Origin of the sequence: Streptomyces radicis, from assembly GCF_003626575.1 — a bacterium.
GTDB lineage: Bacteria > Actinomycetota > Actinomycetes > Streptomycetales > Streptomycetaceae > Streptomyces > Streptomyces radicis.
Genome location: NZ_RBDY01000027.1, coordinates 36708 through 62813, shown reverse-complemented (window position 1 = coordinate 62813; position 26106 = coordinate 36708). Strand labels below are relative to the sequence as shown.

At 76.4% G+C, this 26106-nt stretch carries 9 protein-coding genes; 6 read left to right on the top strand and 3 right to left on the bottom strand.

What is annotated here, in order from left to right; translation table 11 throughout:
- Positions 1-9: 9 nt before the first annotated feature.
- The 3 genes from D7318_RS25740 to D7318_RS25730 all read left to right on the top strand — a co-directional run bounded on the left by D7318_RS25740 (position 10) and on the right by D7318_RS25730 (position 6438).
- Complete coding sequence (locus D7318_RS25740) at positions 10-3201, top strand: type 2 lanthipeptide synthetase LanM family protein (protein ID WP_220729808.1); 3192 nt, start codon at positions 10-12, stop codon at positions 3199-3201.
- On the top strand, positions 3198-3437 hold the full coding sequence (locus D7318_RS25735) for a hypothetical protein (protein WP_120699602.1): 240 nt from the start codon (positions 3198-3200) through the stop codon (positions 3435-3437). The genes D7318_RS25740 and D7318_RS25735 overlap by 4 nt, the downstream gene beginning before the upstream one ends.
- Before the next feature lie 61 nt (positions 3438-3498).
- Positions 3499-6438 carry an ATP-binding protein gene (locus D7318_RS25730; RefSeq protein ID WP_120699601.1) on the top strand — a complete coding sequence of 980 codons (2940 nt, stop codon included), beginning with the start codon at positions 3499-3501 and terminating at the stop codon, positions 6436-6438.
- On the opposite strand, the gene D7318_RS25725 is transcribed toward D7318_RS25730, so the two are convergent.
- The gene (locus D7318_RS25725; protein WP_120699600.1) at positions 6435-7379 is read right to left on the bottom strand and encodes a TIGR03564 family F420-dependent LLM class oxidoreductase; all 945 of its coding nucleotides are present in this window, start codon (positions 7377-7379) and stop codon (positions 6435-6437) included. The two genes, D7318_RS25730 and D7318_RS25725, sit on opposite strands and share 4 nt — an antisense overlap.
- Before the next feature lie 158 nt (positions 7380-7537).
- Here D7318_RS25725 and D7318_RS25720 point away from each other — a divergent pair, with 158 nt between their 5' ends.
- Positions 7538-8746 carry an RNA-guided endonuclease InsQ/TnpB family protein gene (locus D7318_RS25720; RefSeq protein WP_120699599.1) on the top strand — a complete coding sequence of 403 codons (1209 nt, stop codon included), beginning with the start codon at positions 7538-7540 and terminating at the stop codon, positions 8744-8746.
- Positions 8747-8759: 13 nt separating this feature from the next.
- Here D7318_RS25720 and D7318_RS25715 read toward each other — a convergent pair whose 3' ends face one another.
- Both D7318_RS25715 and D7318_RS25710 read right to left on the bottom strand, forming a co-directional pair.
- On the bottom strand, positions 8760-11249 hold the full coding sequence (locus tag D7318_RS25715) for an AfsR/SARP family transcriptional regulator (protein WP_183091606.1): 2490 nt from the start codon (positions 11247-11249) through the stop codon (positions 8760-8762).
- A gap of 66 nt (positions 11250-11315) precedes the next feature.
- A complete protein-coding gene (locus tag D7318_RS25710) occupies positions 11316-12659 on the bottom strand; it encodes a pyridoxal-dependent decarboxylase, exosortase A system-associated (protein WP_120699597.1) in 1344 nt (447 codons plus the stop codon).
- Between the two features lie 512 nt (positions 12660-13171).
- Between D7318_RS25710 and D7318_RS25705 the strand changes: the two genes are divergently transcribed.
- Positions 13172-21430, top strand: a complete 8259-nt coding sequence (locus D7318_RS25705) for a type I polyketide synthase (protein WP_183091605.1) — start codon at positions 13172-13174, stop codon at positions 21428-21430.
- A 14-nt stretch (positions 21431-21444) separates the two neighbouring features.
- Positions 21445-26106 carry a type I polyketide synthase gene (locus D7318_RS25700; protein WP_120699595.1) on the top strand — a complete coding sequence of 1554 codons (4662 nt, stop codon included), beginning with the start codon at positions 21445-21447 and terminating at the stop codon, positions 26104-26106.

Below are 26106 nucleotides of genomic sequence, written 5' to 3'. Positions count from 1 at the left end.
CTTTTCCGCGTGACCCGACTCGCCGTCCCCGACCGGCCGCAGGACGCGGCCCTGGCCCCCTGGTGGTGGGCCCCCGGGCTCACCCTGGGGGAGCGCCTGGCCGCGCCCGACCCGCCGCCCGGGGTCGTCGCGCCCGCCGGGCACGATGACCTGGCGGCCCTGAGCAGCGGCGGGTTCGCCGCCCGCCTCGCCCGCCTCGGGCTCGCCGATGCCACCGTCGCGGCGCTGCGCGCCGAGCCGCCCGAACGCCTCGGCGGGCGCGCGCCCCGCCCACCGTGGGCGGCGTTCGTCGAACGCGCCCTCGCACCCGAGCAGTTCGAACGACACGAAAGGACCGAGAGTCCCGAACGGTTCCAGCCCGCCGAACGGCCCGATGACGCACGGGTGTTCGCGCCGGTGCTACGCCCGCTGAGCGACGCGGCCGAGCGCGACCTGGCCGACCGCGCCGCCCATCTGCCGCCCTCCGCCGTGGACTTGGCCGCGGTGTGCGCCGAGACCGGCGCGTGGCTGGCCGTCCGGCTCGCCGAACAGGCCGCGCGCACGCTGGTCCTCGAGCTCGACAGGTCACGCGCCGCGGGGCGGCTGAGCGGCGAGGGGCCGCGCGAGCGGTTCGACGACTTCGTGGCGCGGCTCGGGACCCGGCGCGGCCTGACCACCCTGTTCGCCCGCTACCCCGTGCTCGCCCGGCTGCTCGCGCAGACGTGCCTCGGCGCCGTCGCGGCCACGGCCGAGCTGCTGACCCGGTTCACCGCCGACCGCGCCGCGATCGTCGCCGAGCTGCTCGGCGGGCGCGACCCCGGCGCGCTCACGACCGTCGAGCACGGCCGCGGCGACCCGCACCAGCGCGGCAGGTCCGCGGCGGTGCTGCGGTTCGCCGACGGCGCCGCGGTGCTCGCCAAGCCGCGCTCGCTCGGCCAGCACCGGCTGCTCGAACGGCTGACGGCCTGGCTCGACGACAAGGTGCCGGGGCTCGGCGCCCGCACCCCGCTCTCGGTCGCGGGCGACGGGTACGGCTGGCTCGAGTTCATCGAGCACCGCCCGTGCCGCACGACGGCCGAGGTCGCGCGCTTCCACCGCAGACAGGGCGGGCTGATGGCGCTCCTGCACGCCGTGGACGCCACCGACCTGCACTTCGAGAACCTCATCGCGTGCGGCGACCAGCCCGTCCCCGTCGACGCCGAGACGCTGCTGCACCCGACGATCCCCGAGGCCGCCATCACCGGGCCCGACCCCGCGGCCGAGGCCCTGGCCGACTCGGTCCACCGCACGTGCGTCCTGCCGCAGTTACTGATCGGCGAGCACGGCGCGTTGGACATCTCCGCGGTCGGCGGGCGCCCGGGCGGCACGCGCGAGGGCGTCACCTGGGACGGCGCGGGCACCGACCGGATGCGCCTGGTGCGCGGCGGCGTCCCGTTCCTCGGCAGCCAGAACCGCCCGCTGCCCGACGGCGAGACCGCCTCGCCCGCCGACTTCGAGGCCGCCCTGCTCACCGGCTTCCGCGCCGCGTACGACGCGGTCGTCGCCCATCGCGACGAACTGATCGGTCCCGGGGGCCTGTTGACCGGCGGGGACGACGAGCCGGGGCGCCTGATCGCGCGCGCCTCCCGGCTGTACGCCACGCTGCTCGACGAGTCCACCCACCCCGAGGTGCTGCGCGACGCCCTCGCCAGGGACGCGGTGTTCTCGGTGCTGTGGACGGACTCGGCGGGCGATCCGGTCAGGCAGGCGCTCATCGAGGCGGAGATCCTCGACCTGTGGGCGGGCGACATCCCGATCTTCTTCCACCGCCCCTCGGGCAGGGACGTCACGACCTCGGACGGCGCACGCCTGCCCGGGCTGCTCGCCGAGCCCAGCCTCGCCGCGGTGCGCAGGAAGATCGCCGCGATGGGCGAGGTGGACCGGCACGGCCAGGAGTGGATCATCTCCGCGACGCTGGCCACCGGGCGCGGTGGGGCGGGCCCGCCCCACCGCGGGGCCGCCGCCGCCCTGCCCCGGGCCCCCGCCGTCGCGCCCGAGCCCGAGCGGTTCCTCGCCGCGGCCTGCGGCATCGCCGACGAGATCGTGGGCCGCGCCGTCCACGGCCCCGACCGCGCCAACTGGCTCGGCCTCGAGCTCGTCAACGACCTCCACTGGACCGTGCTGCCGATGGGCGCGGGGCTCGGCCAGGGCTACTGCGGCGTGGCCCTGTTCCTGGCCCAGCTCGGCCGGTTGACCGGGGCGAGCCGTTACACCGACCTCGCCGCCAAGGCGCTCACCGCGCTGCCAGGGCTGATCGCCTCCCTGGCCGCCGAGCCCGAGTGGGGCCGCGCCGTCGGCCCCGGCGCCTTCCACGGCCTCGGCGGCATCTGCTACGCGACGGCCCGCCTTGCCACGCTGCTCGGCGACGACCCGCGCGGCGCGCTGCCCTCGGCCGTCGAGGCGCTCACGCTCGCCGCGACCGCCCCCGACGCGCCGCGCGGCGTGACCGCGGGGCTCGCGGGGGCGCTGGCCGCGGCCGGTGCCGTGCACGCGGAGCACGGCCTGCCGGGCGCCGCCGCGCTGGCCGCCGACCTCGCCACGCGCCTGACCCGTTCCGCCGCCGGGCCCGAACAGGCCCTGGAAGGACCGGGGTTCGCGCACGGCGACGCCGGGGTCGGCTGGGCCTTGGCGCGCCACGCGCCCGACCCCGCGGCCAGGGCGGCCGGGTCGGCACTGCTCGACGCGGCGCTCGCGCGCACCGCGGCCCACGAGCCCGCCACCGGCTGGTGCGAGGGCGCCGCCGGAGTGCTCCTGGCCGCCGCCGACGGCGGCGCGGCGGAAGGGCCCGAGGCCGAACGGCACACGCGCCCCCTCACCGACCTCGTCGCACAACGGCCCCCACGGGCCGACCTCAGCCCCTGCCACGGCGAACTCGGCACCCTCGAGACGCTCGCCGTGCTCGCCACCGCGGGCCACGAGCCCGCGGCCGCGGGGTACACCAGGCGCGCCGCCGCCGTGCTCGGCTCGCTCGGCCGACACGGCCACCGCTGCGGAACGCCGGGCCACCTGCCCTCCCCCGGGCTGCTCACCGGCCTGTCGGGCATCGGCTACTCCCTGCTGCGGCTCGGGTTCCCCGGCACCGTTCCCTCGGTGCTGCTCCTGGAGCCGGGGCCGCACCGCTCCCCCACCCCCCACTCACGTCCCGTCCGCCCCACCTCCTCGCAGAAATGGAAGTCCTCATGACGCAGCCGGAGTCGAACGAGACCACCATGCCCGACGCCGACACCACCGCCGCCACCGACGCCACCGACGCCGCCGAACAGGCGGAGAACGCCGACCCCGCGGGCCGGATCAAGCTCTCGGGCCGCAACCGCCTCGGCGCGGGCGTGCGCGTCCTCGCCGGGCTGACGTTGGGCAGCGGCATCATCGCGGGCCTCGGCAGCATCGGCGGCGGCGACACGTCCGTGTCCATCATCTGAAGGCCGCGGCGGTCGCGAAGCTTCGTGTTCCTGTCATGGTCAGGCGCTACGATCCAGCACCATGCCTGTCCATGTCGCCCGCGTCATCGGTCGTGACGGCGAAGTCGCGCGACTCAGCGGCCTGTTGAGCGAGACCCGGCGGGGACGCGGCAGCGCCGTCTTCCTGGTGGGCGAGGGCGGCATCGGCAAGTCGAGGCTCGCGGCCGAGGCCGCGGGGATCGCCGTCGACCAGCGGATGCGCGTCCTGCGAGGCCGCAGCGGCACCATCGGTCCCGTGGTGCCGCTGCGCCCGCTGAGCGAGGCGTTGATGCCCCTCTTCCGCGGCGGCGACGTCGCCGACGTGCTGGCCGACCCCCACCTCGGGCCCTACCGGCCCGTGCTCGGCCGCCTCATCCCCGACCTCGCCGAGGGCCACCGCGAGGGCAGCTCCATGGTGGTCCTCGGCGAGGCGCTGCTGCGCCTGCTGACCGCCCTCGGCAGGGACCGCGCGAACCTCCTCGTCATGGAGGACCTGCACGACGCCGACACCGAGACGCTCGCCGTGCTCGAGTACCTCATCGACAACGTGGACGGCCTGCCCGTGATGCTGCTCGGCACCGTCAGGGCCGAGGAGTGCCCGGCGATGGACCTCGCGCGCGCCACCGCGCGGCGCCGGGCCAGCACCCTGCTCAGGCTCCCGCTGCTCAGCCGCGACGACGTCGCGCGCATGGTGGGCGACTGCCTGCGGGTCCCCGCCGACGAGGTGCCCGACGAGGCGCTCGAACGCCTGTGGAACGACAGCGTCGGAAACCCCTTCCTCGTCGAGGAGTTGCTCCAGGGCATGATCGGCAACGGGTCGCTCGTGCGGTCGGAGAGCGGCTGGCGGGCCGACGGCGACCTGCGCAGCGACGTGTCGAGCGCCCTGCTGTGGGGCACGGTGCGGCGCATCGACCGGCTCGGGCCCCAGGGGCTGCGGCTGCTGTCCGCGGCCTCCGTGCTGGGGCGGCGTTTCTCCCTCTCGGTCCTCCAGCGGATGACCGGCATCGACGACCACAGCCTGCTCAGCCACCTGCACGCCGGGGTCGCCGCCCAGCTGGTCGTCCCCGACGAACCCGCCCCCGACTGGTACGCGTTCCGGCACCCGCTCACCGTCGAGTCGATGCTCGCGCAGCTCACGCCCGCGAGCCGGGCCGCGCTCTCCGAGCAGGCGGCCGACGCGATCGAGGCGCTGCACCCCGAGCTGCCTGGGTCCTGGTGCCCGCTGGCCGCCGAGCTGCGCGCCGCCGCGGGCGACGACGCCAGGGCAGGGCGGCTGTTCGCGGCCGCGGGCCGCAGGGCGCTGACCGGCGGCGCCGTGGGCTCGGCCATCACCCTGCTCGACCGCGCGGAGCGGCTGCTCGCCTCGGGGTCCGACCTGACGGCGCGCGCCGAGGCGTTGGAGCACCTGATCCCCGCGCTCGCCGAGGCCGGTGACTTCGAGCGCGCCTTCAGCCTGACCGAGCGCCCCGGCGAGCTGGTCCGCTCGGGCCTCGGCGCGCCCCGGGTGGCCGCCCTGCACACCAGGCTCGCCAAGGCCGCGCACCTGGCGGGCCGTTGGGCCGACGGCAACGCCCAGATCGCGCTCGCCCGCGCACAGCTCGGCGGCGCGGCCGAACGGTCGCACACGGCGTCCGTCGACGTGACCGAGGCGTATCTGGCCGTGGACACCCCCGGGCCCGAACGCACCAAGTACGCCGAGAAGTTGGCCCGCCGCGCCATCGAGGCGGCCGAGGCCCACGGCCTGCCCGCGGTGGCCTGCGAGGCGTGGCAGCTGCGCGGCATCCTGGCCAGGGAGCGGGACCTCGACGAGGCCACCGCCTACTCGCGGCAGGCGTTGCGCATCGCCGAGCGGCACAACCTCCCCATCCACCGGATCTACGCGATGTCGCGGATCGGCGGCGACCGCTGGCTCGCCGACGGCTCGACCGAGGGCCTCGAGGCCGTGCGGGCCGAGGCGCAGCGGGTGGGCGCGATCACGGTCGTCCACATCACCGACGGCATCCTCTACCTGCACGCCGTCCTGGGCGGGCGGCAGGCCGACGGGGCGCGGCAGAGCGACGAGTGCCTGGCCACGGCCGCCCGGCTGCGGCTCGGCTCGGTGGCCCGCTATGTGCTGATGGCCAAGGCGACGGCGGCGGCGCACCGGGCCGACCGCGCGGCGATGGAGCGCGAGCTGGCCGAGTTCGAACGCTGGGACGGCAGCGGCTCGCCCGAGGAGCCGCTGGCGATGGGGCTCGCCCAGGTGTTCTGCTCGTTACTCGAGGAGGACAGGGCGCGGGCGCTCCAGGAGCTGGGCGCGCTCTCGGCGTTGGAGGAGAAGAGCCCGAGCGTCTTCCACCTCGCGGGGCGACACGGGCTCGGGCTGTTCCTCGACGTGCTCGGCGGGGCGGCGGGGCGCGCCCAGTACGCGGCGGTCGTGGACACCGCGGCGGGCCGGATGCGGTGGAACCGGCACTTCGTGCTCCTCGCGCACGCCGCGCTCCTCGGCCGCGAGGGCCGCCCCGACGAGGCGCTGGCGACGGCCCGCGAGGCGCAGGAGCTCGCGGCGCCGCTCCCGTTGGCGCTCCACCTCGGGCTGCGGCTCCTGGGCGAGGAGGCGCACGAGGCGGGCTGGGGCGAGCCTGTGGACTGGCTGCGCCGGGCCGAGCACTACTTCCAGCGGGCGTCCGTGCCCACCGTGGCGAGCGCCTGCCGGGCGCTGCTGCGCCAGATGGGCGCCTCGGTCCGCCAGCACCGCGACGGCAGCGACCGCATCCCGCTCCCCCTGCGCGCCCAGGGCGTGACGGTGCGCGAGTACGAGGTGTTCCAGCTGCTCGCCGACCGCCCGAGCAACAAGGACATCGCCCGCCGCCTGCACATCTCGCCACGCACGGCGGAGAAGCACGTGGCGAGCCTGATCGCCAAGACGTTCCAGGACAACAGGGACGCCCTGTGCGACCTGTCCGCGACCCTCGCGACATCCCCGGGGCCCGAGCCCGCCTAACCGACCGACGTGCGGGAGGCGAGGCGGCCCGCCATGTGCCACGTGCGCTCGCGTTCGCGGGGTGAGCGCAGGCCCGTCTGGGTCAGGACCACCTCCGTCGCCCCCGCGTCGAAGTAGCGGCGGATGCCGGTGGCCACGGTGTGCTCGTCGCCGATCAGGGCCAGCTCGACGGGGTGGGTGGCGCCCTCGGCGGCGAGCACCTGGCGGTAGGAGGGGACGGCGGCGTAGGCGCCGAGGTGGACGGCGGCGATCTGGCGCACCACGTCGACGTCGTCGGTCACCACGGCGGGCACCGCCGCCACGATCCGCGGCACGGGCCGCGCCGCCTCGGCCGCCGCCGCGGTGAGCACCGGCACGATCCGCTCGGCCAGCGTGCGGGGCCCGGCGAGGAACGGCAGCGTGCCGTCGGCCAGTTCGCCGGTGACGGCAAGCGCCTGCGGGCCCATCGCCGCGACCAGCAGCGGGGCGCCCGCGCCGCCCGCGACGGCGGTGGGCAGCGGGGGCCGCGCGGTGACGGTGCGCCCTTCGAGCAGCGGACGTTCGCCGTTGAGCGCCTGCCGCAGCACGGTCAACGACTCGCGCAGATGCCGGATCGGCGGCGGATACGGGGTGCCGTAGGCGGGTTCGAGCAGGTCACGCACGCCCGTGCCGACGCCGAGGACGAACCGCCCGCCGGTGGCCGCCTGCGCGGTCTGCGCGTGCGACGCCAGCGTCAGGGGGTGGCGCGGGTAGAGCGGGACGACATGGGTGCCCACGGTGATCCCCGGCACCTCGCGGCCCGCGACCGCGGCCAGCGTGATCGCGTCGTGCTGGAACAGCTGGCTGAACCAGACCGAGGTCAGGCCCGCGTCGGCCGCCTGGCGGGCCTGGCCGACGAGCTGGTCGACGGCGTTCCCGTGCCAGACGACGTCCCCCGCGGGGAGCGCTACTCCGATGGTCATCTGGTCTCCTTCGTGGATACTCCGGCCTTCAGGCCGGGGAGGAAACGAAGCTCCTGCGGAGCAGGGCGGGGAAAGGCGAATCGCCGTCGGGGCGATTCGGCGTCTACGGCCACCGGTCGACACCCTTGGGTCACAGGGGAGTTGATAGGGTGTGAGGCGTGAGGCGGCAGGTCAAGCGGGCGTTCAGGTACCGCTTCTACCCCACGAGCGAGCAGGCGGCTGAGCTGTCGCGCACGTTCGGCTGCGTCCGTCTCGTGTACAACAAGGCGCTGGAGGAACGCACGCGCGCCTGGTACGGCGAGCAGCGCCGGGTCTCCTACGCGCAGTCGTCCGCCGCGCTGACGGAATGGAAGAAGACCGGGGAGCTCGCCTTCCTGGGCGAGGTGTCCTGCGTCCCGCTCCAGCAGGCCCTGAGACATCTCCAGACGGCCTTCACCAGCTTCTTCGCCAAGCGGGCCCAATACCCCCGCTACAAGTCGCGGAAGAGGTCGAGGGCGTCGGCCGAGTACACCCGCAGCGCGTTCACGTGGCGTGAGGGGGAGTTGACGCTGGCGAAGATGTCCGGGCCCCTGGACATCCGCTGGTCGCGTCCCCTGCCTCAGGGGGCGGAGCCGTCCACCGTGACCGTCTCCCGTGACGCGGCGGGCCGCTGGTTCGTGTCCCTGCTGTGCGAGGACACCGTCACCGAGGCCCCCGCCACGGGCGCGGCGGTCGGTGTCGACGCGGGCATCACGTCCCTGGTGACCCTGTCCACCGGCGAGAAGATCACCAACCCCCGGCACGAGCGGCGTGACCGTACGCGCCTGGCCCGCGCGCAGCGGGAGCTGTCCCGCAAGCGGAAGGGCTCGAACAACCGCGAGAAGGCCCGCCGTAAGGTCGCCCGGGTCCACGCCCGGATCGCCGACCGGCGCAGAGACTTCCTCCACAAACTCACCACTCGGCTCGTCCGTGAGAACCAAACGGTCGTGATCGAGGACCTCGCCGTCCGCAACCTGCTCAAGAACGGGCGTCTCGCGCGCGCCATCTCGGACGCGGCCTGGACGGAACTCCGCTCCATGCTGGAGTACAAGTGCGCCTGGTACGGGCGCGACCTCGTGGTGATCGACCGATGGTTCCCCAGCTCCAGGCTGTGCGGGGCCTGCGGCACGGTCCGCGGGAAACTGCCGCTGAACGTCCGGACGTGGACGTGCGAGTGCGGCGCGGTGCACGACCGTGACGTGAACGCGGCACGCACCATCCTGGCCGCCGGGCTGGCGGCAGCAGCCTGTGGAGACGGTGTAAGACCTCAACGGGAGTCCTCCCGGACAGGGCAGTCGTCGATGAAACAGGAACCCCAGCGGGCGACCGCTGGAACCCCCCGCCCTTAGGCGGGAGAGGAAGTCAAGCTGTGTGTTCCCTTCGTGTCAGCGCCGGTTGGCCCGCGGGCGCGCGGCGCGGTTCGGGTCTTCCGCGGGTCCTGGCCTGCCGGGCCGCGGTCCTGCGGTCGGCCTCGTCCCGCGCCGCCCTGGCCACGAGCAGGTGGCGCAGGGCGGCCTCGCCCGCCCGGTCCCCGGCGCGCTGGGCGGCCCGCAGGGCGCACGCGCCCGCCTCGCGCCAGTCGGCCGTGCGGGCCTGGTCGCCGCCAGGGCCCGCGGCGGCGACCGCGAGGGCCCAGCTGTGGGCGGCCTCGCCGACGGCGGCGGCCTGGCGGACGGCGGCCAGCAGGGCCGTTCGCTCGGTCGCGTACCAGTCGCGTGGATCGGCCAGGACCGCGTCCACGACCGGCTCGGCCAGGGGCCAGCGGGCGGCGGGGCCGCGGGGCGGGCACGGCCCGCCGCGGCGGGCCGCCGCCTCGTCGGCGAGGTGCAGCCACGCCCCGAACACCCGGCGCAGCGCGCCCTTTCGCTCCTCCGGCGGCTCCTTCGCGGCCAGCAGCTCGCGGGCCAGGAGGCGGGCCAGCGGGTGGACGCGGTAACGGGCGGCGGCGCCCGTGCCGCCCACGACGTCCACCAGGCGCGCGTCGACCAGGGTCTCCAACGCCTCGGCCGCGGTGCGGGGTTCGTCGTCGAGCAGCGGGGCGGCGAGCCAGGCGGCGCACGTGCCGGTCTCCAACAGCCCCAGCCTGCCGAACAGCCGCCGGGCCGCGGGCGGCAGGGACGCGTAGCCGCGGCGCAGGCTCGCCCGCACGTCGATGCCGTGATGGCCGAGGTGGTCGAGCCGGGTCCGCTCGTCGCGCAGGCCCGCCACCAGGTCGGCCAACGTCCAGTGCGGGCGCGCGGCGAGGCGCGCCGCGGCCCCGGCCAGCGCGAGCTGCAACCCCCCGCACAGCGCGGCCAGTTCGCGGGCCTCGCGGGGCTCGGCGCGGACCCGTTCGGGGCCGAGCAGGGCGGAGAGCAGCTCGAGGGCGCCCCGGGTGTCGAGCACGTCGAGCTCGTAGCGGGCGGCCCCTGGCGGGGCCGCGGTCCTCGCGCGGGTCGTCACGATCAGGCGGCCGTGCGAGGCGCCCGGCACCAGCGGCCTGATCTGCGCCTCGTCGGCGGCGTCCTCGATCACGGTGAGCACCCGGCGCCCGGCGAGCGCGCTGCGGTAGAGCGCCGCGCGCCCCTCCAGGTCGGCGGGGATCTCGGCGGCCGCGAACCCCAGCGCCCGCAGAAAGCCCTCGAGCACGTCAGCGGTGTCAGCGGCGCGGCCCGCGCGGCCTCCTCGGCCCGCGCGGTCGGCGAGCCCGGCGTAGAGCTGCCCGTCGGGGAACTCGGGCGCCAGGGCGTGCGCGGCCTCCAGGGCCAGCGCCGACTTGCCGACGCCGCCACGCCCCGTGATCACCGCGACCCCGGCGGCGCCCGAGCCCGGGTCGGCGAGGAGCCGCGCCCGCAGCGCGGCGAGCACGTCGGCGCGCCCGGTGAAGGGCGCCGTGCGCGCGGGCAGCATGCGCGGCACGGGTCTCGCGCCGCCCGGTGGTGGCGGAACGGGCTCGCGCGGGCCCGGGTCGGCCCTTCCGGTCAGGATGTCCTGGTGGAGGCGGCGCAGCTCGGGCCCGGGTTCGAGGCCGAGCTCGGCCACCAGCGTGGAGCGCAGCGAACGGTAGGCGGCCAACGCCTCGACCCGGCGGCCACCGCGGTGGAGCGCGGTCATGAGCTGGCCCACGAACCGTTCGCGCAGGGGGTGTTCGGCGACCAGCGCGGCGAGGTCGACGGCCACCTCGCGGTGCAGGCCGAGGCGCAGCTCGGCCTCGGCGCAGTCCTCGACCGCCTCGATCCGCCGCTCGGCGGCGCGCACCGCGTGGTCGCGCAGCACCGGGCTGTCGACGCCCGCCATCGGCTCGCCCCGCCACAGCGCGAGCGCCTCGCGCAGCGCGCGCCTCGCGAGGTGGGGCGCCCCGGCGGCCAGGGCGGCCCTGCCACGGCCCACCAGGTCCTCGAAGACGGTCAGGTCGAGCTCGTGGCGGTCCACCTCGATGACATAGCCGACGCCGCGCGTGCGGATGCGTTCGCCGAGGCCCGCCCGGTCGAGCAGCCGCCGCAGGGCGGAGACGGCCGTCTGCACCTGGGCGCGGGCCGTCGCGGGCGGGCCCGCGCCCCACAGGGCGTCCACCATGCCGTCGAGCGACACCAGTCGGCCCGCGTTCAACAGCAGTAGGGCGAGCACCACTTGCTGGCGGCGCGCCGTCACCAGCACCTGCTCCCTGCCGTGCACCTGCATCAGCCCGAGCACGCGGAAGCACGGGGCGGCGGCGAGGTCGCCCGGCGGGACGGGCGCGGGCGCGCGGTACCCGGCGCCCGCCGCGGGGCGCTGTCCGGCGTTGAAGCCCTGGTCGGCGTTGAAGCCCTGGTCGGCGTTGAAGCCGTGTTCGGCGTCGAGGCCCTGGTCGGTGATGAGGTCGAGAGTCCGCACTGCTTCCCCCTGGGGTCGCGGGCGGGGCGCCCCCTGAGGACGCCCCGCCATGGGTGGTCGTGGCCGTCAGACGAGCACCTCGACCGGCGCCGGATGGCCGAGGAACGCGGTCGGGCTGGCCGTCAGGCCGTACGCGCCGGCCTGGAAGATCGCGATGAGGTCGCCGATCTCCGCCCTTGGCAGGTCCACCCGGTCGCCGAGCAGGTCGAGCGGCGTGCACAGGCAGCCGACGACCGTCACGGTCTCGGGGGCCGCCCCGGGGTCGGCGGCGGCGCGGTCGGCGACCGCGAGCGGGTAGTTGCGGCGGATCACCTGGCCGAAGTTGCCCGAGGCCGCGAGCTGGTGGTGCAGGCCGCCGTCCACCACGAGGAACGTGGTGCCGCGCGACTCCTTGCGGTCGATCACGCGGGTCACATACACGCCCGCCTCGCCGACCAGGTAGCGGCCGAGCTCGATCACCACGCGGGCGCCGGGGAGTCGGGGCCTGACGCGGGTGGCCATCAGCTCGGCCAGGTTCTCGCCCACCTCGGCCAGGTCGAGCGGCCGGTCCCGCGGCGCGTAGGGGATGCCGAAGCCGCCACCGAGGTTGAGATAGCGCAACGGCCCGGGCGCCGCGTCGGCCAGCCGCAACGCCAGCTCCACGGTACGGCGTTGGGCCTCGCACACGCTGTCGGCGCGGAGGTTCTGGGAGCCCGCGAAGACATGGAAGCCGAGGAAGTCGAGCCCGGCGGCGGTCAGTTCGGCCAGCACCTCGGGAACGCGTTCGGCGTCGACGCCGAACTGCTGGGCGCCGCCGCCAAGGCGCATCCCGGCGCCCTTGACGGTGAAGTCGGGGTTCACCCGCAGCGCCACCCGGGCGCGCAGGCCGAGCCGTTCGGCCACCTCGCGCACCCGCGCCAGCTCGTTGCGTGACTCCAGCTCGACGGTGACGCCAGCGGCCACCGCCTGGGTCAGCTCGGCCGTGGTCTTGCCCGGCCCGGCGAAGCTCACCCGCTCGGGCGGGACCTGCGTGTCGAGGGCGTGGCGCAGCTCGCCGCCCGAGGCGACGTCGAAGCCGTCCACGAGCGCGGCCATGTGGTGCAGGACGGCGGGCATGGGGTTGGCCTTGACGGCGTAGCTCAGCTCGACGTCCCTGGGCAGCGCGGCGCGCACGTCGGCCACCCGCCGGGTGATCCGTTCGCGGTCGTAGGCGAAGAACGGCGTGCTCCCGACCCGGGCCGCGAGCAGGCGCGCCGATATTCCGCCGACCGTGAGATTGCCGTCGGCGGGATTCGCGTCGGCGGGATTCCCGTCAACGTCCCTGTCAACGTTCTTGTCCGCGTTCCCGTCCGCGTTCCCGTCCGCGTTTCCTTCGATGTTTCCGTGCGCAGGGCCGGGAAAGGCCGTCTCCCGCACTTTTGTGTTCACCATCGCAACAACCTCTGCTCGCCTCGAAGCTCGCCCTGACCACCGCAGCCGGAAATCCGGGCCGAGGCACGGACTTGACGCCGGGCGCCGCGGGGAGAGACACCCCGGCCCACTCACGGAGAACTGTCCCAAGCGGGTGGTGGGGGCCGCATGGGTAGGCGACCCCCATATTCCTCACGGACTCCCCACACGCCCATCACGCGCCGGGCGGCGCGACAAAGCCGCAGCTCAGGGCCTTGGATGGCGGGCGCTGGCCGCACGGGGGCGGACGTTGGCAGCTTCTTGCGCACGATTACCTGCCACCGCGAAGGCCCTTTGATCTTCTTGACGTTCCTCTTGGCGCGGACCCAGGATCGGTATTCGTTCGGCCGGAACCGACCGGCCGGGGCGCGGCGGGGATTCCCCCGCACTCTCCTTTCACGCCCCCCGCGGAACTCTGTCTCTCCATGTCCTCCCGAGCTTCTTACCGAGCCTCGACCAGTCCTATCCGAATGCGCGTGACGGCGGGTGATTGCATGTCTTCCAGGGGTGCGAAAAACACGGCAGGCGAGCCGATCGCCGTGGTCGGCCTCGCGTGCAGGCTGCCCGGGGGCGAGAGCCCATCGGCCTTCTGGCGGCTGCTGAGCGCGGGCCAGGACGCGATGGGCGCCATGCCGGAGGACCGGCGCCCCGAGGCGGTGGACGCCGCGTACCGCCGGGGTGGCTTCCTCCCCGCGATCGACCGCTTCGACGCCGCGTTCTTCGGCGTCTCGCCGCGCGAGGCGGCGGCGATGGACCCGCAGGCGCGGCTCGTCCTCGAGCTGGCCTGGGAGGCGCTCGAGCACGCGCGCACGGCGCCGACCGCGCTGCGCGGCACGCCGTCCGGCGTCTTCGTCGGGGCCATCGCGGGCGACTGGGAGCGCCTGCACGAGCGCCCGGGCCCGCACACGTTCGCGGGCACCCAGCGCGGCCTGATCGCCAACCGCGTGTCGTACCACCTGGGTTGGCGGGGCCCGAGCCTCACCCTCGACACCGGGCAGTCGTCGTCGCTCGTCGCGGTGCACGCGGCGTGCGCGAGCCTGCGCTCGGGCGCCGCGCGCGTGGCGCTCGCGGGCGGCGTCAACCTCATCCCCGACGCCAGGTCGAGCGCGGCCCTCGCCGCCTTCGGCGCCCTGTCCCCCGACGGCCGGTGCCACACGTTCGACAGCAGGGCCAACGGCTACGCGCGCGGCGAGGGCGGCGCCCTGGTGGTGCTCAAGCCGCTGTCCGCCGCGCTCGCCGAAGGCGACCGGGTGCACGCCGTGATCCTGGGCGGCGCGGTCAACAACGACGGCGGCGGCGACGGGTTGACCGTTCCGCACGGGCCCGCGCAGGAGGAGGTCATCCGGCTGGCGCACGCCGACGCGGGCGTCACCCCGGGCGAGGTGTCGTATGTCGAGCTGCACGGCACGGGCACCCGGGTCGGCGACCCCGTCGAGGCCCACGCGCTCGGCGCCGCGATGGCCGCCGAACGGCCGGGCGGCGCACCGCTGTTGGTCGGCTCGGTGAAGACGAACATCGGCCACCTCGAGGGCGCCGCGGGGATCGCGGGGCTGCTCAAGGTGGTGCTCGGGCTCAGCCACCGGGAGCTGCCCGCCAGCCTCAACTTCGCCGCGCCGCCCCCCGAGATCCCCCTCGACCGCCTGGGCCTCGACGTGGTGCGCACGCGCACGGAGTGGCCGGGCGCGGGTCGGCGCGTGGCGGGCGTCAGCTCGTTCGGGGTGGGCGGCACCAACTGCCACCTGATCGTCGCCGAGGCGCCGCCCGCCGAGCCGCGCGGCGCCGAACCGCCCGTCGGCGCACCGCCGTTGGTGCTCTCGGCCCGCTCGGCGACGGCGTTGCGCGCCACGGGGAGAGCGCTCTCCGGGAATCTGGCCGCGCACCCCTCGGTGCCGCTCGCCGACGTGGCGCACTCGCTGCTGCGCAGCCGCACGCTGTTCGAGCACCGCGCCGTCGTCCTCGGCGGCCACGACGGGGACCGTGTCGACGGCGGCCACGTCGGCGGCCACCGGGCCGCGCTCGACGCGCTGGCCGAGGGCCGCCCCGACGAAACGGTCGCCGTCGGCAGGGCGCTTCCCGGCGGCGACGTCCTGGTCTTCCCTGGGCAGGGCGCCCAGTGGGTCGGGATGGCCGCCCAACTCCTCGACGGGCCACGGGAGGTGGCGGATCGGCTGGTCGAGTGCGCCCGCGCGCTCGAGCCGTTCGTGGACCACGCGCCGCTCGACGTGCTGCGCGGCGCGCCGGGCGCGCCGGGCCTCGACCGCGTCGACGTGGTGCAACCCGCGCTGTGGGCGGTGATGGTGGCCCTTGCCGAGCTGTGGCGCTCGCGCGGCGTCGAGCCGACGACCGTCATCGGCCACTCGCAGGGCGAGATCGCCGCCGCGACCGTGGTGGGCGCGCTCAGCCTCTCGGACGCGGCGCGGGTCGTGGCGTTGCGCAGCCGCGCCCTGCGCGCGTTGACGGGCGGCGGCATGCTGTCGGTGGGCGCGCCTCCCGAGGCGGTCGCCCAACTCCTCGCCGACGCCCCCGAGGTGAGCGTCGCCGCCGACAACGGCCCACGCTCCACGGTCCTTTCGGGCCCCCGCGCGGCCCTGGCCGCCCTGGGCGAGCGACTGACCGCCGCCGGGCACCGCGCCAAGCCGCTCCCCGTCGGCTACGCCTCGCACTCCCCCGCGGTCGACGCCGTCCGCGAGGAGCTGCTGACGCTCCTCGCGCCCATCACGCCGGTCTCCACCCCGGCCACCTTCGTCTCCACGCTGACCGGCGCCCCGATCGACACCGCCGCCCTGGACGCCGCCTACTGGTGCGACAACCTGCGCCACCCGGTGCGGTTCGCCGACGCCACCCGCGCCGCCATCGAACGGGGGGCGAGCCGTTTCATCGAGGTGAGCCCGCACCCCGTGCTGACCGCCGCGATCGAGGAGACCGCCGAGGAGGCGGGCGCCGAGGCCGTCGCCCTCGGCACGCTGCGGCGCGGCGACGGCGGGCCCCGACGGCTGCTGCGCGCCACGGCCGAGGCCCTGGTCGCGGGCGCGCCGGTCGCCTGGCCCGAGGTGGCGGGCGCGGCGCTCACCGACCTGCCGACCTATCCGTTCCAGCGCGAACGCCACTGGCCGGGCGAGGCCCCGCGCGCCGCCGCGCCCGAGGCGGCGGCGGCCCGGGTCGACGCCTCGCCCCGGGCGCTGCGCGCGCTGGTGACGGGGGCGGCCGCCACAGTGCTCGGCCATGGCGAGGCGGGCGCGGTCGACCCGCTGCGAACGTTCAAGGACCTCGGCCTCGACTCCGCCGGAACCGTCGAACTCCGGGGCCTGCTCCAGTCGTTGACCGGCCTACGGCTCCCTTCGAGCCTGCTCTACGACTTCCCCACGCCCCAGCGGGTCGCCGAACATGTGCGCGCGCTGCTCATCGACGGCGACGGCGGCGACGGCGAACGGCCCGCGACCGTCTCCGAGTTGACGCCCGCGCCCGGGGGCCGGGCCGGGGATCCCGCCGGGCTCGGGGGCGAGGCGATCGCGGTCGTCGCGATGGGCTGCCGCCTCCCGGGCGGGGTGACCTCGCCCGAGGAGCTGTGGGCGCTGCTGGCCGAAGGCCGGGACGCCGCCACGGAGTTGCCGACGAACCGGGGCTGGGACCTGGACGCGCTGCACGCGGGCGCCTGCGCCACCCGGCGGGGAGGGTTCCTGCACGAGGCCGACGCGTTCGACGCCGAGTTCTTCGGGCTGAGCCCACGCGAGGCGCTGGCGATGGACCCGCAGCAGCGCCTGATGCTCGAGGTCTGCTGGGAGGCGATCGAGCGCGCCGGGATCGACCCGACGGCGCTCGCGGGCTCGCCGACCGGCGTGTTCGTCGGCGCGATGGCCACCGACTACGGCCCCCGGCTGCACCAGCCGACCGGGGTCGCCGACGGGCACCTGCTCACCGGCACCGCGCTGAGCGTCGCCTCGGGCCGCATCGCCTACACCCTGGGCCTGACGGGGCCCGCGCTCACCCTGGACACCGCCTGCTCCTCCTCGCTGGTCGCCGTGCAGCTGGCCACCGCGTCGCTGCGGCGCGGCGAGTGCGCGCTCGCGCTGGCGGGCGGGGTGACGGTGATGGCCAACCCGGGCAACCTCGTCGAGTTCAGCCGCCAGAACGGCCTCGCCCCCGACGGCCGCGCCAAGGCGTTCTCCGCGGCGGCCGACGGCACCGCGTTCGCCGAGGGCGCAGGAGTGCTCCTGCTCGAACGCCTCTCCGACGCGCGCCGCAACGGGCACCCCGTGCTCGCCGTCATCCGCGGCGCCGCCGTCAACTCCGACGGCGCCAGCAACGGCCTGTCCGCGCCCAACGGGCAGGCGCAGCAACGGGTCATCCGCGCGGCGCTCGCCGACGCGGGCCTGGCCCCCGCCGACGTGGACGCCGTCGAGGCACACGGCACCGGCACCGCGCTCGGCGACCCCGTCGAGGCGCACGCGCTGCTCGCCACCTACGGCCAGGGGCGGTCCACCCCGGCCTGGCTCGGCTCGGTGAAGTCCAACCTCGGCCACACCCAGGCGGCCGCCGGGGTCGCCGGGGTCATCAAGATGGTGCTCGCCCTGCGGCACGGGCTGCTGCCGATGACCCTGCACGCCGAGCGGCCGAGCGAGCGCGTCCACTGGGACGAGGGCGCGGTGCGGCTGCTGACCAGGGAGCGGCCCTGGCCGTCGGGGGAACGCCCCAGGCGGGCCGCCGTCTCCAGCTTCGGGATCAGCGGCACCAACGCCCACCTCGTCCTTGAGGAGGCACCGCGCGACGGGGCACCGCGCGCGGAGGCGCCGCTTGACGGGGCCCCGCGCGCGGAGGCCGCCACGGGTGAACTCCCGGCGCCGAACGGCCCGTTGGTGTGGGTTCTCGCCGCCCGCTCCGAGGCGGCGCTCCGCGCGCGGGCGGCCGGGCTGCGCGCGGTCGCGGACTCGCCCGACGCGGCGGCGGCGGCCCCGCTGCTGGCGCGGCGCACGGCGTTCGCCCACCGCGCCGTGGTGGTGGCCGAGGACCGGGGCGAGCTGGTCGCCGCGCTGAACGCGCTCTCCGAGGGCGCGCCGCACCCCGCGCTGGTCACGGGCGTGGCGCCGCGCGAGGCGCACCCGGTGTTCGTGTTCCCGGGGCAGGGCGCCCAGTGGGTGGGGATGGCCGCCGAACTCCTGGAGGAGGACGAGGAGTTCGCCGCCGATCTGCGGCGCTGCGCGGAGGCGCTGCGCCCGCACACCGGCTGGTCGGTCCTAGACGTGCTCACCGGCTTGGAGAGCGCTCCCTCGCTGGAGCGCACGGATGTGGTCCAGCCGGTGCTGTTCGCGCTCATGTACGCGCTCGCCGGGCGCTGGCGGGCGGCGGGCGTGGAACCCGCCGCCGTGGTCGGCCACTCCCAGGGCGAGATCGCGGGGGCCGCGGTCGCCGGGGCGCTGCCGCTGGCCGAGGCCGCCAGGATCAGCGCGCTGCGCGCCCGGGTCGTCGGGGCGCTCGACGGCACCGGGGGCGTGCTGGCCGTGGGGCTGCCCGCCGCCGAGGTGGCCGAGCGGCTCGCCCCGTGGCGCGACCGGCTCTGGGTGGCGGTGGACAACGGCCCCATCGGCACCGTCGTCGCGGGGGAGTTGGCGGCCATCGACGCGTTCGCCGCGGCGTGCGGGGACCGGGTGCAGCTGCGGCGCACCCCCGTCGCCTATGCCGCCCACACGCCCCATGTGACCGCGGTGCGCGAGGAGTTGCTCTCGGGCATCGGTCAACTCGCGCCCAGGGACACCGGGACGGCGATCAGCTCGTCGCTCGAGGGCGCGCTGATCGAGGGCTCGCGGCTCGACGCCGGGTACTGGTACCGCAACCTCGCCGAGCCCGTCCGCTTCGACGCCGCGATCCGCGCGTTCTCCGGAACGGCGGACCCGCTCTTCGTCGAGGTCAGCCCGCATCCGATCCTCACCGGCGCGGTCGCCGGGATCATCGCCGACGCCGGGCTCGGCGGCGCGGCCGTGGGCACGCTGCGGCGCGGCGCGGGCGGGCGCCACCAGCTCATGACCGCGCTCGGCAACGCCTGGGTGCGCGGCGCGCCCGTCGCCTGGCCGCGCGTGCTCGGCCGGGTCCACCGCCAACTCGACCTGCCCACCTACGCGTTCGACCGCGGCCGCTACTGGCTGCACCCGGCCGAGCGCGGCGGCCACCCGCTGCTCGACCGTGTGGTGCCCGTCGCCGAGGGCGACGGGGTGCTGCTCACCGGGCGGGTCTCGCGCTCCCGCACGCCCTGGCTGGCCGACCACGCGGTCGAGGGGCGGGTGCTGCTGCCGGGCACCGCGTTCGCCGAGATGGCACTGCGCGCCGCCGCCGAGGCGGGCGCCCCCGGGGTGGAGAGCCTGACGCTGCACGCCCCGCTCGACCTGCCGGAGAACGGCGCCATCACCCTCCAAGTCGCCATCAACGGAACGGAGTTGTCCATCCACGCGCGGGTCGGCGACGACGCGCCCTGGATCCGGCACGCCAGCGGCACCCTGGCCGACGAGGCGCCACCGCCCCAGGACCGGCTGACCCACTGGCCCCCGCGGGGCGCGACCCCGGTGGACATCGCCGACGCCTACGACCGGCTCGCCGCGCGCGGCTACGCCTACGGCCCGGCGTTCCGCGGGCTGACCTCGGCCTGGCGGGCCGAAGGCGAGCTCTGGGCCGAGGTGGCGCGACCTGCGGGCGGCGCGGGCGAGTTCGTGCTGCACCCGGCGCTGATGGACGCGGCGCTGCACCCGCTGCTCATGGACGGCGCACCGGACGGGGACGGGCGCGGGCTGCTGCTGCCGTTCGCGTTCTCCGGGCTGCGCGTCACCCGCCCGGGGGCCGAACGGCTGCGGGTGCGGGTGGGCGACGGCCGGGTCACCGTGTGGGACGGGCGGGGCGAGCCGGTCGGCGGGATCGATGAGGTCACCCTCAGGCCCGCGGCCGCCAGGAACGTCCCCGGGCTGCACCGCGTCGACTGGGTCGAGGCGCGCCCCGCGACCGAGCCCCAGGGCAGCCCCTACGCGGTGGTCGACTGCGGCGCCGAACTCCCGGAGAGCGCTCCCCCGGTGGTGCTGGTCCGCTGCCCCGACGCGCCCGCCCTGGCGACGCTCCACCGGGTGGCGGCGACGGTGCGGCAGTGGGCGACGGGAGAGCGCTCACCCGGCTCCCGACTGGTGTTCATCGCCGACCCCGACACGCCCGCGGGGGCCCCGGTGTGGGGCCTGGTCCGCTCGGCCATCGCGGAGCACCCCGGCCGTTTCGGCCTGGCCGACGCGCCCGAACGGCTCGCCGCCACCGTCCGCGCCGACCAGTTCAGGGTGCGGGACGGGCGGGTGCTGGTGCCCCGGGTGGTCCCCGGCACGGTGGGCGAGGCCCCGCCGCCCGGCCTCGGCGACGGCGCCGTGCTGATCACCGGGGGCACCGGCGGCCTCGGCGCCCTGGTCGCCACCCACCTCGTCGAACGGCACGGCGTCACCGAGCTGGTGCTCACCTCACGCCGGGGCCCCGCGGCGCCCGGCGCGGACGCGCTGGCGCGGCGCCTTCGGGAGGCGGGCGCCTCGGTGACCGTCGCGGCGTGCGACGCCGCCGACCGGGAAGCGCTCTCCCAGCTGCTCGCCGGGCGGCGCCTCTCGGCCGTGGTGCACGCGGCCGGGGCGCTCGAGGACGGCACCGTGGGCGCGTTGACGCCCGAACGCCTCGACGCGGCGCTGCGGCCCAAGGCCGACGCCGCCGCGCTGCTCGACGAGCTGACCGCCGACCAGCCGCTGCGCGCGTTCGTGCTGTTCTCGTCGGTCGCCGGGGTGCTCGGCAACCGGGGCCAGGCCGCCTACGCCGCGGCCAACGCCGCCCTGGACGCGCTCGCCCGCGACCGCCGCGCCCGAGGGCTGCCCGCCGTCTCGATCGCCTGGGGCCTGTGGTCGCTCCCCACCGGCATGACCGCGCACCTCAAGGCGGCCGACCGGCGGCGGCTCGCCGCCGTGGCCCCGCTGGGCGAGCGGGACGGCCTCGACCTGTTCGACGCGGCGCTCCGCCCCGACGCCGACCCCGTCATGGTCGCCAGCCGGTTCGACCCGGCGGCGCTGCGCGACCTGGGCGACCAACTGCCCGATGTGCTCCGCTCGTTGGCGCCCGCGCCGGGCCGGAGGACCGCGCCGGGGACCACCGCGAGCCCCGCGCCCACCCCCCGTTTCGAGGACGCGGCGAGCGTGCTCGCGTTCGTCAGGGACCAGGTGGCGCTCGCGCTCGGCCACGCCTCGCCCGAGGCGATCGACCCCGAACGGCCGTTCAGCGATCTCGGGCTCGACTCGCTCACCTCCGTGGAGCTGCGCAACCGGATCGGCGAGGCCACGGGGCTGCGGCTGCCCGCCTCGCTCGTCTTCAACCACCCGACCGTCACCCTGCTCGCCGCGCACCTGGCGGGCGAGCTGGCCCCCGATCCCGAACGGGCCCTGCGCGACGCCCTCGACGCGGCCCTTCCCACGCTCGACCGCGAGCGGGCGCTCGCCATCCTGTCCGAGGCCCTCGACCGCGCGGGCACAAGGGAGAGCGCTCTCCACCCAACTGGGGAGAGCGCTCTCCAACCGCACGCGGAGAGCGCCCCGCCCGCCGCGCCGCCCGCCGTTCCCCAACCCGCCTCGGACGACGAGCTGTTCGCGTTCATCGACGCCCAACTCGACGCCGGGACCCACACCAGGCCCGACGCCCCACTCGACACCCGGCTCGACGCCCGGACCCGACCCGACGCCGACCCGGCGTCGACCCGAATCTGACCAGGGAGCTGACCATGTCCGGAGAGGACAAGCTGCGCGAGTATCTCCGGCGGGTGACCGCCGAGTTGACGGACGCCCGTCGGCGTCTCGCGGACGCGGACGCGCGCGACCACGAGCCCGTCGCCGTCATCGGCATGTCCTGCCGGTTCCCTGGCGCGGAGAACGTGGACGCCTACTGGGAGTTGCTGCGCGAGGGGCGCGCGGCCGAGATCGGCGAGGTGCCGCCGGGCCGGTTCGACCTGGACCTCACGCCCGAGGAGCGGCGGCGCTTCCGGCCGAGGCGGGGCGCGTTCCTGCCCGATGTCGCGGGATTCGACGCGGAGTTCTTCGGCTTCCCGCCCCAGGAGGCGCTGCGGATGGACCCGCAGCAGCGCCTGATGATGGAGCTGGCGTGGGAGGCGATGGAGGACGCGGGCACCCCGCCGCCGACCCTGACCGGCAGCAGGACGGGGGTGCTGCTCGGCTTCTCCGACGCGTTCCAGTACGGGCAGGTGGAGACCGAGCGGCAGGGCACCGACGTGTACGCCGACCCCTACATGGGGCAGGGCAGCCTGGGCAGCGTCGTGGCGGGGCGGCTCGCGTACCACTTCGACCTGCGGGGGCCCGCGTTCTCCCTGGACACCGCGTGCTCGTCGACGCTGGTCGCCGTCCACCTGGCGGCGCGGGCGCTGCGCGCGGGCGAGTGCGACTACGCGCTGGCGGGCGGCGGGTTCCTCGCGCTGCACCCGTTCCTCTACCTCTACAGCGGTGCCACGTCGCTGCTTTCGCCGACCGACCTGTGCCACACGTTCGACGCCGGTGCCGACGGCTATCTGATGGGCGAGGGCGGCGGGATGGTCGTGCTGGCCCGGCTGTCGGACGCGCTGCGCGCCGGGCACCGGATCAGGGCGGTGATCCGTGGCTCCGCTGTCAACCAGGACGGCCGCAGCAACGGCATGACCGCGCCGAGCCGCGCCGCCCAGGTCGAGGTGATCCGCCGGGCCTTGGCGAGCGCGGGCGCGACGCCGGGCGACGTGGACTACGTGGAGGCGCACGGCTCGGGCACCCGGCTCGGCGACGAGATCGAACTCGGCGCGCTGCACGACGTGTTCGGCGACCGTCCGGCCGAACGCCCGCTGCGCGTCGGGGCGGTGAAGACCAATGTCGGCCACACGCACACGGCGGCCGGGATCGCGGGCCTCATCAAGACGGTGCTGGTGCTGGAGAACGGCGTCGTCCCGCCCAACCTCCACATGGACGAGCCCGCCGAGCTGGTCGCCGCGAACGCGGCGGTCGCGCCGGTCACCGCGCCGGTGCCGCTGCCCGAGTCGCCGCTCGCCGGGGTGAGTTCGTTCGGCTGGTCGGGCACCAACGCGCATGTGGTGCTCGAACGCGCGCCGTCCGCGGCGGCCACCGCAGCGGCGGCCCCCGAGGGGCGGGGCGTGCCCGCGCTGCTGCCCGTATCGGCGGCGAACGACTTGGCGTTGGCCGAACGACTGTCCCAACTCGCCGCTCACACCGCCGGGTTGGGGAACGGTGACCTCGGCGATCTCGCCCACACCCTCGGCTCGGGGCGCGCCCACCACGCGCACCGCAGGGCCGTGGTGGCCGCCGACCCTGCCGAGGCCGCGGCGCGGCTCGCGGCGGCGACGCGGCTCGCGGCGGCGGACGGCGGGGTGCGCGCGGACGCGAGGCCCAGGGTCGCGTTCCTGCTCCCGGGCGTCGGCGACCAGTACCGGGGCCTCGGGCGCGCGTTGTACCGCGACGAGCCGGTGTTCGCCGAGGCGGTCGACGAGTGCCTTGCCATCGCCGATGAGCGCTGCGGGATCGACCTGCGCGCGGTGTTCATGGCCGAGCCCGAGGGGCCGACCTCGGGCGCGCCGTCCCTGCTCGGCGGGCCCGACGACGACCCGCTGTTCGAACGCGCGGAGGTCGCGCACCCGTTCCTCTTCACCGTCGAGTACGCCCTCGCCCGGCTGCTCGCCCACCGCGGCGTCGCGCCCGACGTGCTGGTCGGCTACAGCCTCGGCGAGTATGTCGCGGCTTGCCTGGCCGGGGTGTTCACGCTCCCTGACGCCCTGTGGGTGGTGACCGAGCGCGCCCGGCTGATCGCCTCGGCCCCGGCCGGGCGGATGCTCGCGGTGGCCGCGGGCGCCGACGCGCTCGACGCGCTGGGGCTGCCCGGCGCGTGCGGCGTGGACGTCGCCGCCGTCAACGGGCCCGGCATGACGGTGCTGAGCGGGACGCCCGCCGCGGTCGACGAGGCCGCCGCGCGGCTGAGGGAGGCCGGGGTCGCGGCGCGGCCGCTGCGCTCGGCGCACCCGTTCCACTCCACGCTGCTCGAACCCGCGAAGGACAAGCTGGCGGCGCTCATCGCGACCGTGCCGCGGAGCGCGCCCCGCGTGCCGATCGTCTCCAACGCGACGGGCCGCCCGCTGACCGACGAGCGGGCGACCGACCCCGGCTACTGGGCCGAACACCTGTGCCTGCCCGTCCGGTTCGCCGCGGGGGTGGCGCACTGCGCCGCCGAACGCGTGGACGTCTATGTGGAGTTGGGGCCGGGGCAGGTGCTCGGCAGCCTGGTCAGGCAGAACCTCCCCTTGGACGCCCGCCCCACCGTGCTCGGCACCCTGGCCGCGCCCTGGCCCGCGACCGGGCGTGGGGACGAGGCCACCGCCGTGCTCGAGACCTGTGGGCGGCTGTGGGAGCGGGGCGTCGACCTCGACTGGTCGGCGCTGCGCCCCGGTGGGGGCCGCCTGGTCTCACTGCCGCCCTATCCGTTCCAACGCACCCGTTACTGGCCGGAGCGCACGGTCGCCTCCTCCCCCGCGGCTCCGGCCGAGGCCGCGACGGGCGGGGCCGCGACGGGCGGCGCGCACCGCTACGCGCCCACGTGGCGGCGGGACTTCGGCCAGGGACCCGCTGAACTGCCGCCGCTCACCGGCACATTGGTGGTGTTCAGCGAAGGGGACATCGGCACGCGGCTGGTCGAGGCGGTGGGCGTGCCCGCCGTCGAGGTGGTCGCGGGGACCGCGCTGCGGCGCGAGGGGCACCGGATCGAGATCGACCCGGCCGACCCCGAGCACCACCGCGAGGTGTTCGCCGGGCTGACCGGGCCGCTGCGCGTGGTCCACCTGTGGAGCCTGCTGCCGCCCGCGGGGGGCGTCTTCGCCGACGACGCCGCGCTGCGCTCCGCCGTGCGGCACGCGTTCGACGCGCCGCTGCTCACCGTGCGGGCGCTCGCGGGCCGCGCGGCGCGGCTGCTGACCGTCACCGCCGGGGCCGAGGAGATCACCGGCGGCGAACTCACCGCGCCCGAGCGGGCGTTGGCCCATGGCCTGGGCCGGGGCGTGCGCGCGGAACACCCCGAGCTGTCCTGGCGCGGCGTGGACATCGATCCCTCCCCCTCCCCCGGCGCCGCGGCGCAGCTGCTCGACGAGCTGCGGCGCACCCCGTGGGAGACGCCAGACCCGGCGGCCGAGCCCGCGCTCATCGGCTGGCGCGGCGGTCGGCGTTGGCTCAAGGGCTGGGCCGAGCTTCCCCAACTCCCCGGCCAACTCCCCGAAGGACAAGGGAGTTGGTCCCCCGAGGGCACCTTCCTGATCACCGGGGGCACCCGGGGTCTCGGCCTGATCCTGGCCAGGGACCTGGTCGCCCGTGGCGTGCGCAGGCTCGCGCTGGTCAGCAGGACCGGCACCGCCGACGTGTCCGACCTGGAGGCGGCGGGCGCCGAGGTGCTGCTGATCGCGGCGGACGCGGGCGTTCCCGACGAGCTGCGCCGCGCCCTGCGGGAGACGGCCGAGCGGTTCGGCGGGATCGACGGCGTCGTGCACGCCGCGGGCCTGCCCGGCGGCGGCCTCGCGCAGCGGCGGTCCGTGGCGGACGCGGGCCGGGTGCTCGCGCCCAAGGTGCTGGCCATGGGCCCGCTCGCCGAGCTGCTCGGACCCGCCAACCCGCCCCAGGGGCGGCCGCGTTGGCTGATCCTCTACTCGTCAGTCGCCTCGGTGGTGGGCGGCATCGGCGAGGCGGACTACTGCGCCGCCAACAGCGTGCTCGACGCGTACGGCCAGGCGTTGGCCGCCGCCGCTCCCGACACCCGGGTCCTCACCGTCGCCTGGGGCCACTGGCGCCACGACGCGTGGGCCGACGCGGCGACCGGCGCCGAACGGACCGCCTACCGCGAGCGTTACGGCTTCTCCGCCGATGAAGGGTGCGCGCTGCTCGGCGAGTTGGCGGCCGGGGCGGGCGGCGCCACGGTGGCGCTGCGCCGCCCCCTGCCGACCACCGTGCGCGACCTGGCGTCGCTCAACGACCTGGAAGGGCTGCTCGCCTCGGCGACCGCGGGGACCGCCACCCCCTCGCGCTACCCCAGGCCGCCGCTGCGCACCGACTACGTCGCGCCGCGCACCGACCTGGAGCGCACGGTCGCCGATGTCTGGGGTGAGTTCCTCGGCATCGAACGGGTCGGCGTCCACGACCCGTTCTTCGACCTGGGCGGCAACTCCCTGGTGGGGATGGCGATGGTGACCGCGCTCGAACGCCAGCTGGACCGGCGGATCGCCCCCGCCGTCCTCTTCGAGCACCCCACCGTCGCGGCGTTCGCCGGGGCGCTCGACGGCGGCCCCGGGCCGGACCGGGCCACAGGAACGGCACGGGGCGAACGCCGCCGCGCCCGGAACTCCCGTACGCAGAAGTGA